The organism is Myxococcus sp. NMCA1 (assembly GCF_026810205.1).
GTDB lineage: Bacteria > Myxococcota > Myxococcia > Myxococcales > Myxococcaceae > Myxococcus > Myxococcus xanthus_A.
Genome location: NZ_CP113950.1, coordinates 6,708,580 through 6,721,822, shown reverse-complemented (window position 1 = coordinate 6,721,822; position 13,243 = coordinate 6,708,580). Strand labels below are relative to the sequence as shown.

Genomic DNA, 13,243 nt, shown 5'->3' with positions numbered 1-13,243 from the left:
TTCCGTAGGGCGCTCGCCTGATTCGCCGCGAAGCCGCCCTTGGGTTGTCCGGGCGGCTTCGCGTCATTCCTAGAGCGGGCGCATCAGGCTCCGGGCAGCACGAGAATTCGCACGAGCCCGGAGTTGTCGTTGACAGGCGCGTCCGCGAAGCGCACCTGCAGGGGCGCGTCCTCTCCCGTCAGGTCGTAGGTGTACTTGTGCTCGGCCGCGTTGAAGTCCGCCGTGGATGCCGGGTGCTTCCAGGTCTTTCCTCCGTCGACGCTGACCTGGACGAGGCTCATCCTGAGCGGAGCGGCCGCCGGGGGCTTCACGCCCGCGAAGGCGAACTCAGGGTCGAAGCCGACGTTGCGATTGGTGACGCCCGGGCTCGGGAACATCGGCGCGGGCTCGGGTTGACCGGACTGTGGGCCTGGGACGATGTTGTTCCCCCACACGTTGAAGGTGCCCTGCATCGTGACACGGTAGGGCTTGCCCTTCTGGAGCACCTGCTTGCTGGGAACGGGGGCGGCGCTCCGGGTGTTCAGCCACAGTTCCTCGGCGGGCACCACGACAATCTTCAAGCGCCCGGAGTTGTCGGTGACGGGCTTGTCGGCGATGCGCACCTGCAGCGCGGACTCCCCGCCCGTCACCTCATAGCCATACTTGTGCTCGGCCGCGTTGAAGGCCGCCGTGGAGGCCGGATGCGCCCAGGTCTTTCCTCCGTCGAGGCTGAGCTGGATGGCGCTCGTCCTGAGCGGAGCGGCCGCCGGGGGCTTCACGCCCGCGAAGACGAACTCAGGGTCGAGGCCGACGTTGCGGTTGGTGACGCCCGGGCTTGGGAACATCGGCGCGGGCTCGGGCTGGCCTGACTGCGGGCCCGGGGCGATGTTGTTCCCCCACACGTTGAAGGTGCCCTGCAGGGTGACGAGATGCGGCCATCCCTGCTTCAGCACCGTCTGGCTCATCACGGGAGCGGCGCTCCGGGTGTCGAGCCAGACCTCTTCCTGCTGCTGCGCCCACGCGGGGGCGGCGGCCAACACCCACAACCCAGCACAACGCGCGGTCAGTTGCGAAAAACCTCTCATGCTCTCTCTCCATTGTCTCGAACGGGGACTGCGGATGCTCGGGAGCTTCTCCGCGAGTCGTGGGAATGCAAGCGAGGGACCAGGAGGAGAGAGTCTTCACTGCTCAGCGCGTCTGCTCTGCCATCGGATGCAATGGGGCTCGAGGCGCTGTCGCCAGCGCAGGCCTGACACGTCAGGAGGCATGGGCTGACACGGGGGTTGACGCGTCAGAGAGGGCTTCGGGTGACGGTGTCCTGGAGGGCGCGCAGCTGACGCACCTGACGCGAGGCGCCCGCCGCCACGCGAGCCGGGCCCCCTTCCCGCTCCGGTCCCGGCCTGGAGCCGTGAGTCTTCTCCTGGTCCCTTGGAATCCGAGCGGTGTCAGTGCCCATGCAATTAATTGTGAAGCGCCGCCCGGCACGAAGGAAGAAGCGGACAGGTCCACCCCAGGGGGCCGAACCCGCGGAGTCTCAACGCGAGGGAGAACAAGAACGCCGTTGAAATACCCGGGGGTGTCACATGCCGAGGAACGCTGTGTCGCGAGTCTTTGAGCTGTCGACCCGGCGAATGCGCGCTATGAGGCGTCGCGCGGCCACGGCGTGAAGCCCACGCCGGACGGCGCGCATTCCCCGCAGTCAGATAGACGAGCATCCATGTTCAAGCAGACAGCAGTCCTCGCGGTGACCGGTGTCGCATTGCTGGTCGGCTGCGGCGGTATGGACCCGCGGATGGAGAACGAGGAGATCATCTCCAACCTCATCGAGGCCGGCTATCCGGCCAATGACATCCGCGTCATCGACGAGGCCGTGTTCGTGAGCGGCGACGCGCATGTGACGCTCCAGGCGTCCCGCGAGATGATTCAGACTCCCCCGGGGAGCGCCGAGCACTACCGCTCAACCAACCTCGTCGGCGCCCAGGTGACGAAGATCTGCATCAACCCCTCGGCCGCGTTCAGCAGCTCCCCCAACTTGAGCCAGGGACTCGACCTGGCCATCGGCAACTACAATGCGCTCGGTCTGCGATTCACCTTCGCGCGCGGTCCGACGACCGGCTGCTCCGCGACCATCGCCGCGGAGATCTCCACCATCCGACCAGAAAACTGGGCGGGATTCCCTTCGGACGGCCTGCCCTACGGGTCCATCAACATGATCCCCGCGATGAACGACCAACCCCTCGACATCAACGAGCACATCATCACTCACGAGCTCGGCCACACCCTCGGCCTGCGCCACACGGACTACTATGATCGCAGCATCAGCTGCGTGCCACCTTACACCGGCGTCGAAGGGGACGAGGACGTGGGCATCATCCACATCCCGGGAACGCCGACCACCGCCGTCTGGGACGGGTCCGTCATGAACGCCTGCCCCCACATCGGCAGTACCGGCGAGTTCACCAGCGCGGACATCACCGCGCTGAACATCCTCTATGGCCAGAGCGCCACCCAGAGCTGCTCGAACGTCAACGTCGCGGCCTACCGCGGGCAGACGGGGGCGCAGATTCGCTGCACCTGCTCCTCGGGGGGCGGGGGCTCGGTCTGGGGGACGAACCTCTACACCGATGACTCGAACATCTGCACCGCCGCGGTGCACGCGGGGGTGATGACCACCAGCGGCGGGGCGGTGGTCCTCGAGGTCCAGCCGGCCCAGAGCACCTTCATCGGAACCAACCGCAACGGCGTCACCACGAGCTCCTACGGCGCCTGGGGGGGGAGCTTCCGCTTCATCGGGGCGCAGGTGCCGCAGCCGCCGCCGCTCTGCTCGAGCTTCAACATCATGTCCTACCGCGGGCAGAACGGATCGAGCATCCGGTGCAACTGCCCGACGGTGAGCCTCGGGGCGTCGGTATGGGGCACGGACCTCTACACCGATGACTCGGATGTCTGCGCGGCGGCCGTGCACGCGGGCGCGATTCCCTCCACCGGTGGACAGGTCTCCGTCACCATCCAGCCGGCCCAGGGCAGCTACGCGAGCACCACCCGCAATGGCGTCACCACGTACTCCTACGGCTACTGGTCGGGGAGCATCTCCCTCAGCCCATAATCAGCCCGTCGGCGTCTGGCGACCGGGTCGGTAGCGGACGCTATCGGGTCCTGGTCGCGGACATGACCCTCCGGGGGTGGCAGCTCCCGGGGGGCCATGCGGAGCAGGCGAGACCCCGTTCGGGTGGTCCATCCGCGTGCGCGTCGACACGACCTCCAGGATGGCGCGTCTTGCCGAGCGCCGCGAAGGCGCGCGGCCCGGGGCCGCTGGGACAGCACCTCGCCCAGGTGCGGAGGCCCCGTTCCCCCAAGCAGGAGGTGAGGAGGGGAGGGTGGCACCCCAGGCAGCGGGCAGGAAGGAGCCGATGAAGGAGAGGACGGCGCGTGTGGACAGGGCAGAACTGCTGAGGAGGACGTTCGACTTCGACGTATGCGCCTGCGTGAGGTGTGGAGGCATGCGGCGGGTGCTGGCGTACGAGAAGGAGGCGGGAGGGGTGCGAGCGATACTGGAGCAGCTGGGACTGCCCACGGCGAGTGCAAGGCTGGCCCCGGCGCGACTCGCGGTGCGGTTCCAGACCGTCACCCGATGCCCGGCTCGCAGAAAGGCTCCCGCGAGAGCCGAGCCCATCTTGCCCAAACCGATGACCGTCACGTCGCTCTGTGGATTGCTCATGTTCGCTGCCCCTTGGTGCGCTGCGCTGGATGCGTGCGTCTGTCATTCGGATGAATTGCGTTTCAGGATAAGTATTTACAAGATTGTAAGTGCCGGATGAGGAGGAGGTGGGAGCATGGCGAAAAAGCAGCGCGCTGCGGATTGCGGGCTCGGCACGGCGCTGACGGTCATCGGTGGCAAGTGGAAGCCGACCCTTGAATGGGCGCTGCATCTGGGGCCCACGCGCTTCGGAGAGCTGAATCGCCAGGTTCTCGGCATCAGCGAGAAGGTTCTGTTCGAGCAGCTGCGGGAGCTGGAGGCCGCCGGCGTGGTCGGTCGCGCGGTGTTCGATTCGGTGCCACCCAAGGTGGAATACTCGCTCACTCAAACAGGCGCGGAGCTCAGCAATGCCGTGCACACGTTGTCGGAGTGGGGACGGAATCACGCGCCACGTGATGGTGGAGCGCCGTCGCGGCCTCCCTCCGCTATCCAGGTGAATCATGGGACAGACCGCTGAACCCTCGAAGACGTCGCCGCTGCTCCTGACGAACCCCAAGGGCCTGTTCGACCCAGCGCCCTATGGCTTCTCACACGTGGCGCAGGTGGCGCCCGGCACCCGGCTCGTCTACCTGGCGGGGCAGGGAGGGGAGCGTGAGAACGGGGTGCTCGAGCCCGACTTCCGCCTCCAGGTGCGACAAGCGTTCCAGAACGTCCGCACGGCCCTGGAGTCCGTGGGCGCGGGCGTCGGCGACGTCGCCAAGCTCACGATGCTCGTAGTGGACCACACGGAGGAGAAGCTCCGCATCATCGGCCCCGAACTGGACGCGGCCTGGGGTGGCGGCATGAAGCCGACCTGCACACTGATTCCCGTCCCCCGGCTGGCGCTGGACGGGATGCTCTTCGAGGTGGAAGCGGTCGCCGTCCTGCGGACCTGAGACGCGCTCCGGGACGGACGCGCGCCGACTGACTGTCGCTTGCCTTCCTGGAATGAACCGAAGAGCCTCCCGCGCCCGTCTTTCGCACAGGAGTCTCACGGTGATGCGCATCGGCCATTCCGCTGTCCTGGCCCTGGTGGTTCTTGGCGCCTGCTCGGAAGGGAGTCCGCCCTCGACGCCCGACCCCATCCCGGTTCCCCCGGTGTCGAGCGCCGCGCCCTTCCGGCCCTGTGGAGCCATCGGGGCCGGCGCGCTGGTCGCGTCCGCGATGTCGCCTGACGGCACGGTGCTGGCCGCGGCCACCTTGTCGGGTCAACTGGTCCTCTACCGGCGGGATGGAAGCCGGCTGAGCACGCTCTGGGACCTCCCGGGGCAACAGGTGGGGGTGGCGTTCTCCAAGGACGGGCGCATCCTCGCGGCGGCGAGCCGCACGCAGACTCGGGTCTGGAGCTTTCCGGACCTGGCTCCTGTCCGGACCTTCGCGCACCCGCACGCGGGGCGGACGACGAGCGTGGCGCTCTCCGCGGACGGCGCGTTCATCGCGACGGGTGGGTTCGACAGCCCGACGAGCGAGACCGCCATCGTGAAGATATGGAGCGTGGCGGATGGCGGCATGCTGGGCTCCTGGCAGCGACAGTACGAGCAGGTCGTCCAATCCCTGAGCTTCTCTCCGGATGGAGCAGGGCTGGCCATCGCCCTGCGCCACTCCGTGTGGGTCGTCGGTGTTCCGGCCGCGGGCGAGCCGAGGAGCCTGCCCAATCTGTCGGGAGGGCAGGTCTCCTGGTCCGCGGATGGCGCGCTCCTGGCGTCGGGGGGCAGGGTGGTTCGCGCTGACACCGGCGTGGTGGTCAAGCCCTCGGAGAACTCGCTGCTCCTCGACGCGAGCGCCTTCTCCCCAGACGGTCGGTTCTATGCGGAGGCGGCCGAGGCTGGTGTGACGGTCTACCGCGTGGAGGACTGGACGAAGCTGCACGTCTTTCCCAGACAGGGCGCGTCCCGCGTGAGTCGTCTCGGGTTCAGCCGCGACGGCACGGAGCTCATCCTGGACCTGGGGGTCGATTCCTTCTGGTGCAATGGCTCTGGGCAGAGCTGTGGTCCCTGGGGCAACGAGGTCGTCATCCAGTCGCTTCAGGACCTGGGGCTCGTACGGACCCTCTCCCTGGGCCCGCAGATGCGAGGGCGAGTGGCGTTCTCCCCAGATGGCTCACTCCTCGCGGGCAACGCGGATGGAGTCCTGGGGGTGTGGAGGACGGCGGACCTGAGCGCCGTCGAGGCGCCTGCTGTCGCGAACCCCTGGCGCATCCAGTTCAGTCCGGACCTCAGAAAGGTCCGCGTGGACGCGGCGATCTACGACAGTGTCACCGGCCAGCGGCTCCAGCCGTTCCTGGACCAGGCGCTCTCCGCGGACTTCTCGGTGTCGGCGAGAATCGAGGGGCGCAAGCTCTTCCTGAACGATGTCGCCACAGGCAGGTTCCTGCGGGACGTCGACGTGGAGGAGGATCAGGTGATCGGGTTCTCTCCGGATGGGCGCTTCATCGCCACCAACCAATTCTCCGGGCGTAACCGAATCTGGCTCCGGGACGTAGCAACGGGCACGGTGAGCGAAACGTTCGACCAGGGGTTCAATGCGGGGGGGCCTGACCCCTCGTTCTCGCCCAATGGGCGGTGGCTTGGCAGCGCGGATGGAACTGGCTTCTCGTCGGTCGAAGTCCTCGGGCTCCAGGGCTGGGTGAGCGCGTCGCTCCCGCGCGGCTTCGCCTCGGCGTTTTCGCCCGACAGCTCCGTGCTGGCCCTGGGGAATGTCGAGTCCGAGGTGCTGTTGTGGAAGACCTCCGACTTCACGGTTCGCGAGCGGTTGTCGGGGCATGGGACCTCCATCGCGCAAGAGCAGTGGCCTCAATCCATCATCGGAGTCGTTTTTGCTCGAACCGGGCAGCTCGCCACGCTGGGGGCGGACCGGACGGTCCGGCTCTGGTGTTCGCCGTAGCGCTCTCGAAACGAGATGGCACCGCCATTCCTGGGAGGCTGAATGAATCTCTATGACGAGCTGGCCGACTGGTGGCCCCTGGTGTCGCCCCCCTCGGACTACGCCGAGGAGGCCGCCGAGTATCTGCGGCTGCTGCGCGCCGCGGCGACGAAGCCCTTGGAGACGGTGCTCGAGCTGGGCAGTGGTGGTGGCAACAACGCGAGCCACCTCAAACGGGACTTCAGGATGACCCTGGTGGAGCCCTCGGAGGGGATGCGCGCGCACAGCATCGCGCTCAACCCCGAGTGCGAGCATCTGCCGGGAGACATGCGCACCGTGCGGCTGGGGCGGACCTTCGACGCCGTCTTCATCCACGACGCCATCGAGTACATGGCGTCGGAAGAGGACCTGCGCGCCGCGCTGGCGACGGCGGCCGAGCACGTGGCGCCTGGCGGCGTGGCGTTGGTGGCGCCGGATGACACGCGAGAGACCTTCGAGCCCGGGCTGACTCGTCGCGGTGAAGCGGGCGCGCTGACCCTGCGAGCGGGACGCGCCACGCGGTGGGATGGAGGCACGGTGGAGTGGATCAAGGAGCTGGAGTCCTGTTCGAAGTTGAGTACGCCTTCGGAGGTCGATGCCTTCTCGCGCGTCCTGGGAGACATGGCGCGCAGCAAGGACCGGCGCTACCTGCCCGTGATGCTGTCGTATCTCGATGATGACGCGGAAGCGGGCGACGTGATGAAGGTGATCATCGGCATGGCGGAGTCGTTCGGCGCCGATGACTATGTTTCAGCGGTCATCGGGATGCTCGGCGTCCTGCGGGGACGGGCCCGGGATTGGTTGGAGGTCATCCACTGGCGCATCTTCAGCTCGGATGAGTTCACGAGGGCGTACCGGGTTGCTCGGCTCGGGCATGCGGACGACGCGGTCGTCCGTGGATTCCTCGAAGACTTCTTGAAGGAGAACCCCGAGAAGCAGGAGCGCGTCGAGTTCGTCCTGACGGAGTGATTGCAGACATCCGAGAGCGGCCGTCTCCGCTCAGGGCCAGGGCTTGACGGGCTCGGCGAGGACGCGCCGCAGCGCCGCATCCCGCGCGGTGGCGTCCTCTCCAATCAGTGCTCGCAACAGCGCCAGCTGCTCCTCCTTGCGCGCGGGGTCATGTCCCCACAGCCCATGCCGCGCCATCAGCATCTCCGCCGCGTCGAGCAACATCGACTCCCGAGGCTGGGAGGGCGGCCTGGACAGGCGTGTACCCCAAGGGGGCTCAAGCGGCCTCTCCACCGGCCTGGCACACAGCTCGGACGCCCCCCGTCAGCTGCCCTCCTCGTCCCCTCTGCTCCTGCCCGCCACCTTCAACAGAGTCCCTATTCGTCTGATGCGCCCGACGTGACGGAAGCGGAGTTGCCCAGGCTCGCCATCGAGCCCTATCCGCAGCAGTACGTGTCCCCGTTCAAGATGAAGAGTGGCGAGGAGCTGCTGCGGCCCATCCGTCCGGAGGACGAGCCGAAGATGGAGCGCTTCCTCCGGACGCTCTCCGAGCAGACGGTGTTCCTGCGCTACGCGGGGCTGATGCAGTTGAGCACGCGCGTGGCGCACGAGCGGCTGGGGTTCTCCATCCTCCCCACGAGGAGCTGGCCCCGGACATGGTCAAAGCGGTGAAGGTGCTCTGAGTCACATCCGGGGCCGCGAGGTGGCTACTTCGCTTCGAGGTTCAGTTCGAGGTCGAACGCCACGTCGCTCGACTCCGCGTTGGCCTGCTTCACCATCACCGCGATGATGTTCTCCCCCACGACGAAGGCAGAGCCGTCGAAGCGGGCCGTGCTGATGACGGCGTTCTTCAACACGCGGCTGGCGAAGGTGCCATGGCCGAGGCCGTCGTCGGCGTACCGCGAGTAGACGAGCGTCCCGTTCACCCAGATGGCCACGCCGTCGTCATGCAGCACGCGGAGGTTGGCGGTGCGGATGGCCTCGCCGAGCGTGAGCTTCCTGCGGAAGTAGACGCTCGGCTGAAGGGGCTTCGTCTTGTTGAGCACGGTGTGCTCGTCCCCGTCCCCATAGCCGAGCTTCGCGGGGCCCGAGCGCCATGCGTCGTCGTCGAAGTTGACCGACGTCCACTGCGTGCCCGGGTTCACGTTGCTGTCATCGAACTTCCAGTACTCGCCGAAGGCGATGGCCTGGAACTGGGGCGTCCGGGAGATGGTGAAGGGCAGGTCCGTGCGGTCGCTGATGTCCGGACGCGAGGCGTCCGAGATTCGCAGCACGCCCTTGGACGTCTCGGTGTTCGGCACCGTCCACTCATAGAAGCCGATGTTGGGGACACCCTGGTCGACCAGGGTCCAGTTGGCCCCGTCGTCGGGCGAGAACTCCACCCGCACGTTGTCGACGCCCGCGCCGTGGGTCATCCACTGGAGCATCTGGACGTTGCCCGGGCGCAGCGTCTCGCCGCCGTTGGGGCTCTCCATGAAGAGGGCATCGTGCTGCATGCCGTCGGTGGTCACCTTCAGCTCCAGGTCGAAGGACAGGTCACTGGAGGTGGCGTTCGCCTGCTTCACCATGACGGCCAGCGTGTTCTCACCCATCACGAAGCGGGCGCCGGAGACGGGCGTCTGGCTCAAGGTGTTGTCGGAAGCTGTGCCGGAGGCATAGGCCGAGTGCGCGGTTGAGCCGACATACTTGGAGAACACCTGGGTGCCATTGAGGAACACCGCCACGCCATCGTCGTGAATCACCTGGAGCGTGGCCTGCTCCACCATGCCGTGGACGGTGAACTTGCGGCGGAAGTAGACGGTGGGCTGCGCCGGCGTCGTCTTCGTCAGCACCGTCTCCTCGTCCGTCTCGCCATAGCCGAGCTGGGCCGGGCCCTTCTTCCAGGACGCGTCGCTGAAGCCAGAAGACGTCCAGGCGGAGCCCGGGTCGACGTTGCGGTCGTCGTACTTCCACTCGGAGCCGAAGGCCACCGCGGTGAAGCCGGTGTTGGGAGGAGGTTCGGTCGGGAGCGGCGTCGTGCCTCCTCCGCCGATGCGGATGATCTTCGCGACCGACGGCACCTTCTTCGAGTTGAGCAGGAACAGCATGTAGTGGCCGGGCGGCGCCACGTTCGGGTTGGGCGGCGCGACGACGTTGAGCCCCCCGCCGCTGGCGGTGAAGCGCAGCTTCATGAAGCGCTGGTTCTCGTCGAAGGCGTGGGTGACGGAGCCCAGGCGAACCCAGGACGCCATGGTGATGCTGGCCGCCTCGGGGGTGTTGACGCGGAAGGTCTCTCCATAGGCGATGGACGCGGGCGCGGAGGAGATGGTGGGGCGCGGGCCATTGAAGAGATACGGCGGGGAGAAGACCTGCATCGTCTTGACGTTGCGGCTGCCCGCGGACAGCACGCGTCCGTCCGGCAACAGCACCGTGGTGGAGTGATAGCCGCGATAGGCCGACGCGGGCGCCAGCACCGACCACTGCTCGGTGACGGGGTTCCACAGCTCCGTTTCCAGGCGGGGGAACTTGGGGTTGTCGGTGCCGGGGCCGCTGTGGCCGCCGGTGACGAGCACCGTGCCGTCCGGGAGCACGGTGCTGTTGTGCTGGCGGCGCACGTAGCGCATGGGCCGCACGGTGCGCCAAGCGGGCTTCGCGGCGTTGAGGTCGAGAACCTCCACGTTGTTGGTGGGGGGATTGTCGCCACCGGTGATCAGTACCTTGCCGTCGTCATACATCACCGCGCTGCCCGCGTTGCGGCTGCGGGCGTAGTTGGTGCGAGGCCCGGAGGTCCAGGAGCCGGTGCCATTCGTGTCGAGGTACCGCGCGGGCTTCCAGTACCCCGCCATGAGCGTCTTTCCCGTGCTCGTCACGAACATCCACGGGTAGTACATGAGCTCCAAGCTCGCGCCCGTCAGGTTGCGCCAGGAGTTCTTCGACGTCTGCCAGACTTGGGGAATCAGGTTCTTGGTCCTGTCTTCCTTGGCGCCGCCAATCACCAGCATGTCCCCATTGGGGAGCGTGGTGACGGTGGGGTACCAGCGGCCGGCGTTCATGTTCGGCAGCCGCGTCCAGGTGAGCTTGAAGGGGTCGAAGATGGCGGCGTAGGGCAGGCCGGAGTCATCCGTGATGTGGCCACCGGCCACGAGCAGCCGGCCATCCGGCATGAAGGCATGGCCCGCGCAGAAGATGTTGAAGCCCGCCTTGGGCAGCGTGGTGAGGACGTTGGTCTGCGGGTCCCAGAGCGTGGGGGTGTCTCCGTCCCCGAACTCGGAGAAGAACATCACTTTCCCGGTGGGGAGCACGTGGGTGTGGACCGCGGAGTACGGCCACTTCTGGACGGGGGTCCATTGTCCCACGGAGGCTGGTTGTGCCTGGGCGACCGATAACGAGGCCCAGGCAGCGAGAAAGGCAAGACGCCACGGATGGAACATCAGGCTGCCCCTTTGTTGGTTGAAAGGTCGCGCAACGGTAGGCACACGGCCCTTGCGAGCCACATCGTTCTGGCGTGCGTGGACAATGACGCGGGGTGGACCGAGCCCCAGCGCCTTCGTCGGGGCCCGGACCGTCCGTGAGGTACGAGTGTCGGATTTCCCAGCGGACTCGAATCGGTGGCTGCTCTAGAAGGCGCTGGAGAGCGTGGGCATGCTCACCGGCGACGCGAGCATCAACCGCGACGCGCTGCCGCGTCCCTCGTGGGAGGGCGGCCTGGACAGGCGTGTACCCCAAGGGGGCTCAAGCGGCCTCTCCACCGGCCTGGCTCACAGCTCGGACGCCCCCGTCAGCTGCCCTCCTCGTCCCCTCTGCTCCTGCCCGCCACCCTCAACTGAGTCCCTATTCGTCTCATGCGCGAAGTCCCCAAGGGGATCGAGTTCGAGACACTTCTGACTGTTGCGAGCGCCGCCTTCGAGAAGAAGACGGGACAGGAGGTCGTCCTTGGGCTCAATGTCGCACAGCTTCGCGAACTCAAGCAGGGAGTAGAACACGGCGGTCACCTCGGTGCCCCGATGCGAGCGGCTCCCGTAGTGGTTCTTGCGACCGAGGACAACGCCGCGGAGCGCTCTCTCCACAGGGTTGGAGCCCAGCGGAATGCGCGCGTCCTCGAGGAAGCGGGTGAGGCCGTGCTGCCGCACGTATGCCGTTGTCGTGCGCGTGGAGAACGTGTCGGATCGAGGGAGACTCCAGAATGAGAACACCCCGGCGGCGAGCCATTGGAGCGCCCGTCCATCTGGACCCGTCCAGTTCTCAATTCTGGAGCATGTCACGGGACTTGCGACACGGTAATAGCCCCGACCGTGGAAGGTTCGATTCCCGCAGGCGAGCGACGAGGGCAATGCCCAGCATCGCGCGCCTTCACGTTTGAAATTGACAAGAACCAACGACAAGGAGCGCTGGAATGAGCGAGAAGAATCACACGATCGTTCGCCCCGTTGAGAGGGGCGACTTTGAACAATGGCTGCCGTACTGGAAGAGCTACCTGGAATTCTACAAGATCACTTTGCCGGAGGAAGTGACCCAGGCGACCTGGGAGCGATTCTTCGACGACCGCGAGCCAATGCACTCGGCCGTCGCGGTGGACGGCGAACGAATCGTTGGGTTTGTCAACTATCTCTTCCACCGTTCGACGTGGGCGCAGAATGACTTCTGCTACCTCGAAGACCTCTTCGTCGCTCCAGAGACACGGGGACGCCAAGTAGGCAAGAAGCTCATCGAGTTCGTACAGCAGCGCGCCCGCGCAAAGGACTGCGGGCGTCTCTACTGGCATACTCAAGAAACCAATCTCACGGCGCAACGACTCTACGATTGGATCGGAGAGAAGCCTGGTGTGATCGAATATCGGATGTCGCTCGCTTGATCGACAGATGACCGTCGAAGCGCGTCTCGGCTGTGCTTGAGGCTCTCGGCATGGATGAGGCGGGGGCTTCGGCGGTCGTTACGACGGGTGGTCTGAGGTCGCGTTCGGCTCAGGCCAATAGTGGCTGTCGGGCAGCTCGCGAGGGCCGAAGATCGCCTGCCCCACGCGCACGATGGTAGCTCCCTCCTCGATAGCCAACTCGAAGTCGCCGGACATCCCCATCGAGAGCTCGTTCATCGTGATGCCAGCCGGCGCCTCCTCACGCAGCCGCGCGCGCAGCTCCCGAAGCAGCGTGAAGCACGGACGCACACGCGTCGGATCGGCCGACAGCAGCGCGAGAGTCATCAGCCCACGGACGCGCAGCGAGGAGAAGGCGGGCAACTCGCGGACGAAGCGGGCGACCTCATCCGGCGGCAGGCCGAACTTGCTGGCCTCACCGGACGTGTTGACCTGCACCAACACGTCGAGCGCGCGCCCTTCCACCTGCAAGCGTCGATCGAGCGCCTCCGCGACGCGAAGGCTGTCCAGCGCCTGAAACTCGCTGGCGAAGCGCGCGACGACCTTCGCTTTGTTCGTCTGGAGGTGCCCGATCACCGACCACCGCAGGTCGGTGAGATCTGCCATCGCCTCGGCCTTACCCAACGCCTCCTGGACCTTGTTCTCGCCGAATTCGCGGCAGCCAGCCGCGTAGGCCATGCGGATGCGGGCCTTGGGCATGGTCTTGCTGACCGGCAGGAGACGGACCTCGACCGGATCGCGACCAACGCGCGCGCACGCAGCGGCGATGCTCCCGCGAACAGTCGCCAGGTTGCGCCGAAAGTCCTCGACGCTGTACGCAGGTGAATATG

General features: G+C 66.6%; 13 protein-coding genes. 7 read left to right on the top strand and 6 right to left on the bottom strand.

Annotation, left to right across the window (positions count from 1 at the left end; genetic code table 11):
* Nucleotides 1–83: 83 nt before the first annotated feature.
* Nucleotides 84–1,064 carry a hypothetical protein gene (locus OZ403_RS27600; RefSeq protein WP_268782172.1) on the bottom strand — a complete coding sequence of 327 codons (981 nt, stop codon included), beginning with the start codon at nt 1,062–1,064 and terminating at the stop codon, nt 84–86.
* Between the two features lie 632 nt (nt 1,065–1,696).
* Here OZ403_RS27600 and OZ403_RS39505 point away from each other — a divergent pair.
* Nucleotides 1,697–3,085, top strand: a complete 1,389-nt coding sequence (locus OZ403_RS39505) for a M57 family metalloprotease (protein WP_328285468.1) — start codon at nt 1,697–1,699, stop codon at nt 3,083–3,085.
* On the opposite strand, the gene OZ403_RS27585 is transcribed toward OZ403_RS39505, so the two are convergent.
* Nucleotides 3,086–3,652, bottom strand: a complete 567-nt coding sequence (locus tag OZ403_RS27585) for an NAD(P)-binding domain-containing protein (protein ID WP_237080467.1) — start codon at nt 3,650–3,652, stop codon at nt 3,086–3,088. It abuts the gene before it with no gap.
* 160 nt (nt 3,653–3,812) lie between these two features.
* Between OZ403_RS27585 and OZ403_RS27580 the strand changes: the two genes are divergently transcribed.
* The 4 genes from OZ403_RS27580 to OZ403_RS27565 all read left to right on the top strand — a co-directional run bounded on the left by OZ403_RS27580 (nt 3,813) and on the right by OZ403_RS27565 (nt 7,585).
* On the top strand, nt 3,813–4,193 hold the full coding sequence (locus OZ403_RS27580) for a winged helix-turn-helix transcriptional regulator (protein WP_140799481.1): 381 nt from the start codon (nt 3,813–3,815) through the stop codon (nt 4,191–4,193).
* The gene (locus tag OZ403_RS27575; protein ID WP_268782171.1) at nt 4,177–4,611 is read left to right on the top strand and encodes a RidA family protein; all 435 of its coding nucleotides are present in this window, start codon (nt 4,177–4,179) and stop codon (nt 4,609–4,611) included. The genes OZ403_RS27580 and OZ403_RS27575 overlap by 17 nt, the downstream gene beginning before the upstream one ends.
* Before the next feature lie 103 nt (nt 4,612–4,714).
* The gene (locus tag OZ403_RS27570; RefSeq protein ID WP_268782170.1) at nt 4,715–6,598 is read left to right on the top strand and encodes a WD40 repeat domain-containing protein; all 1,884 of its coding nucleotides are present in this window, start codon (nt 4,715–4,717) and stop codon (nt 6,596–6,598) included.
* Nucleotides 6,599–6,640: 42 nt separating this feature from the next.
* Entirely contained in the window at nt 6,641–7,585 is a 945-nt protein-coding gene (locus OZ403_RS27565) for a class I SAM-dependent methyltransferase (protein ID WP_268782169.1), read from the top strand.
* A 30-nt stretch (nt 7,586–7,615) separates the two neighbouring features.
* Here OZ403_RS27565 and OZ403_RS27560 read toward each other — a convergent pair whose 3' ends face one another.
* Nucleotides 7,616–7,789 (bottom strand): hypothetical protein, encoded by a 174-nt coding sequence (locus OZ403_RS27560; protein WP_161605173.1) that lies wholly within the window; start codon nt 7,787–7,789, stop codon nt 7,616–7,618.
* Nucleotides 7,790–7,963: 174 nt separating this feature from the next.
* Between OZ403_RS27560 and OZ403_RS27555 the strand changes: the two genes are divergently transcribed.
* Nucleotides 7,964–8,236, top strand: coding sequence for a hypothetical protein (locus OZ403_RS27555; RefSeq protein WP_140799477.1), 273 nt, complete (start codon nt 7,964–7,966; stop codon nt 8,234–8,236).
* 35 nt (nt 8,237–8,271) lie between these two features.
* On the opposite strand, the gene OZ403_RS27550 is transcribed toward OZ403_RS27555, so the two are convergent.
* Together OZ403_RS27550 and OZ403_RS27545 are read right to left on the bottom strand one after the other, a co-directional pair.
* A complete protein-coding gene (locus tag OZ403_RS27550; protein ID WP_237081456.1) occupies nt 8,272–10,899 on the bottom strand; it encodes a galactose oxidase-like domain-containing protein in 2,628 nt (875 codons plus the stop codon).
* A gap of 402 nt (nt 10,900–11,301) precedes the next feature.
* Entirely contained in the window at nt 11,302–11,673 is a 372-nt protein-coding gene (locus OZ403_RS27545) for an IS66 family transposase (RefSeq protein ID WP_268782168.1), read from the bottom strand.
* A gap of 263 nt (nt 11,674–11,936) precedes the next feature.
* Between OZ403_RS27545 and OZ403_RS27540 the strand changes: the two genes are divergently transcribed.
* A complete protein-coding gene (locus OZ403_RS27540) occupies nt 11,937–12,395 on the top strand; it encodes a GNAT family N-acetyltransferase (RefSeq protein WP_140794339.1) in 459 nt (152 codons plus the stop codon).
* 78 nt (nt 12,396–12,473) lie between these two features.
* On the opposite strand, the gene OZ403_RS27535 is transcribed toward OZ403_RS27540, so the two are convergent.
* Entirely contained in the window at nt 12,474–13,181 is a 708-nt protein-coding gene (locus tag OZ403_RS27535; protein ID WP_328285553.1) for a YggS family pyridoxal phosphate-dependent enzyme, read from the bottom strand.
* Between the last annotated feature and the right edge of the window lie 62 nt (nt 13,182–13,243).

Excerpts from the sequence above, each read along its gene's own strand:
- OZ403_RS27570 (WP_268782170.1), top strand. The coding sequence starts at position 4,715 with ATGCGCATCGGCCATTCCGCTGTCCTGGCCCTGGTGGTTCTTGGCGCC.
- OZ403_RS27585 (WP_237080467.1), bottom strand. The coding sequence starts at position 3,652 with ATGGGCTCGGCTCTCGCGGGAGCCTTTCTGCGAGCCGGGCATCGGGTG.
- OZ403_RS27575 (WP_268782171.1), top strand. The coding sequence starts at position 4,177 with ATGGGACAGACCGCTGAACCCTCGAAGACGTCGCCGCTGCTCCTGACG.
- OZ403_RS27600 (WP_268782172.1), bottom strand. The coding sequence starts at position 1,064 with ATGAGAGGTTTTTCGCAACTGACCGCGCGTTGTGCTGGGTTGTGGGTG.
- OZ403_RS27580 (WP_140799481.1), top strand. The coding sequence starts at position 3,813 with ATGGCGAAAAAGCAGCGCGCTGCGGATTGCGGGCTCGGCACGGCGCTG.
- OZ403_RS27565 (WP_268782169.1), top strand. The coding sequence starts at position 6,641 with ATGAATCTCTATGACGAGCTGGCCGACTGGTGGCCCCTGGTGTCGCCC.
- OZ403_RS39505 (WP_328285468.1), top strand. The coding sequence starts at position 1,697 with ATGTTCAAGCAGACAGCAGTCCTCGCGGTGACCGGTGTCGCATTGCTG.
- OZ403_RS27560 (WP_161605173.1), bottom strand. The coding sequence starts at position 7,789 with ATGTTGCTCGACGCGGCGGAGATGCTGATGGCGCGGCATGGGCTGTGG.
- OZ403_RS27540 (WP_140794339.1), top strand. The coding sequence starts at position 11,937 with ATGAGCGAGAAGAATCACACGATCGTTCGCCCCGTTGAGAGGGGCGAC.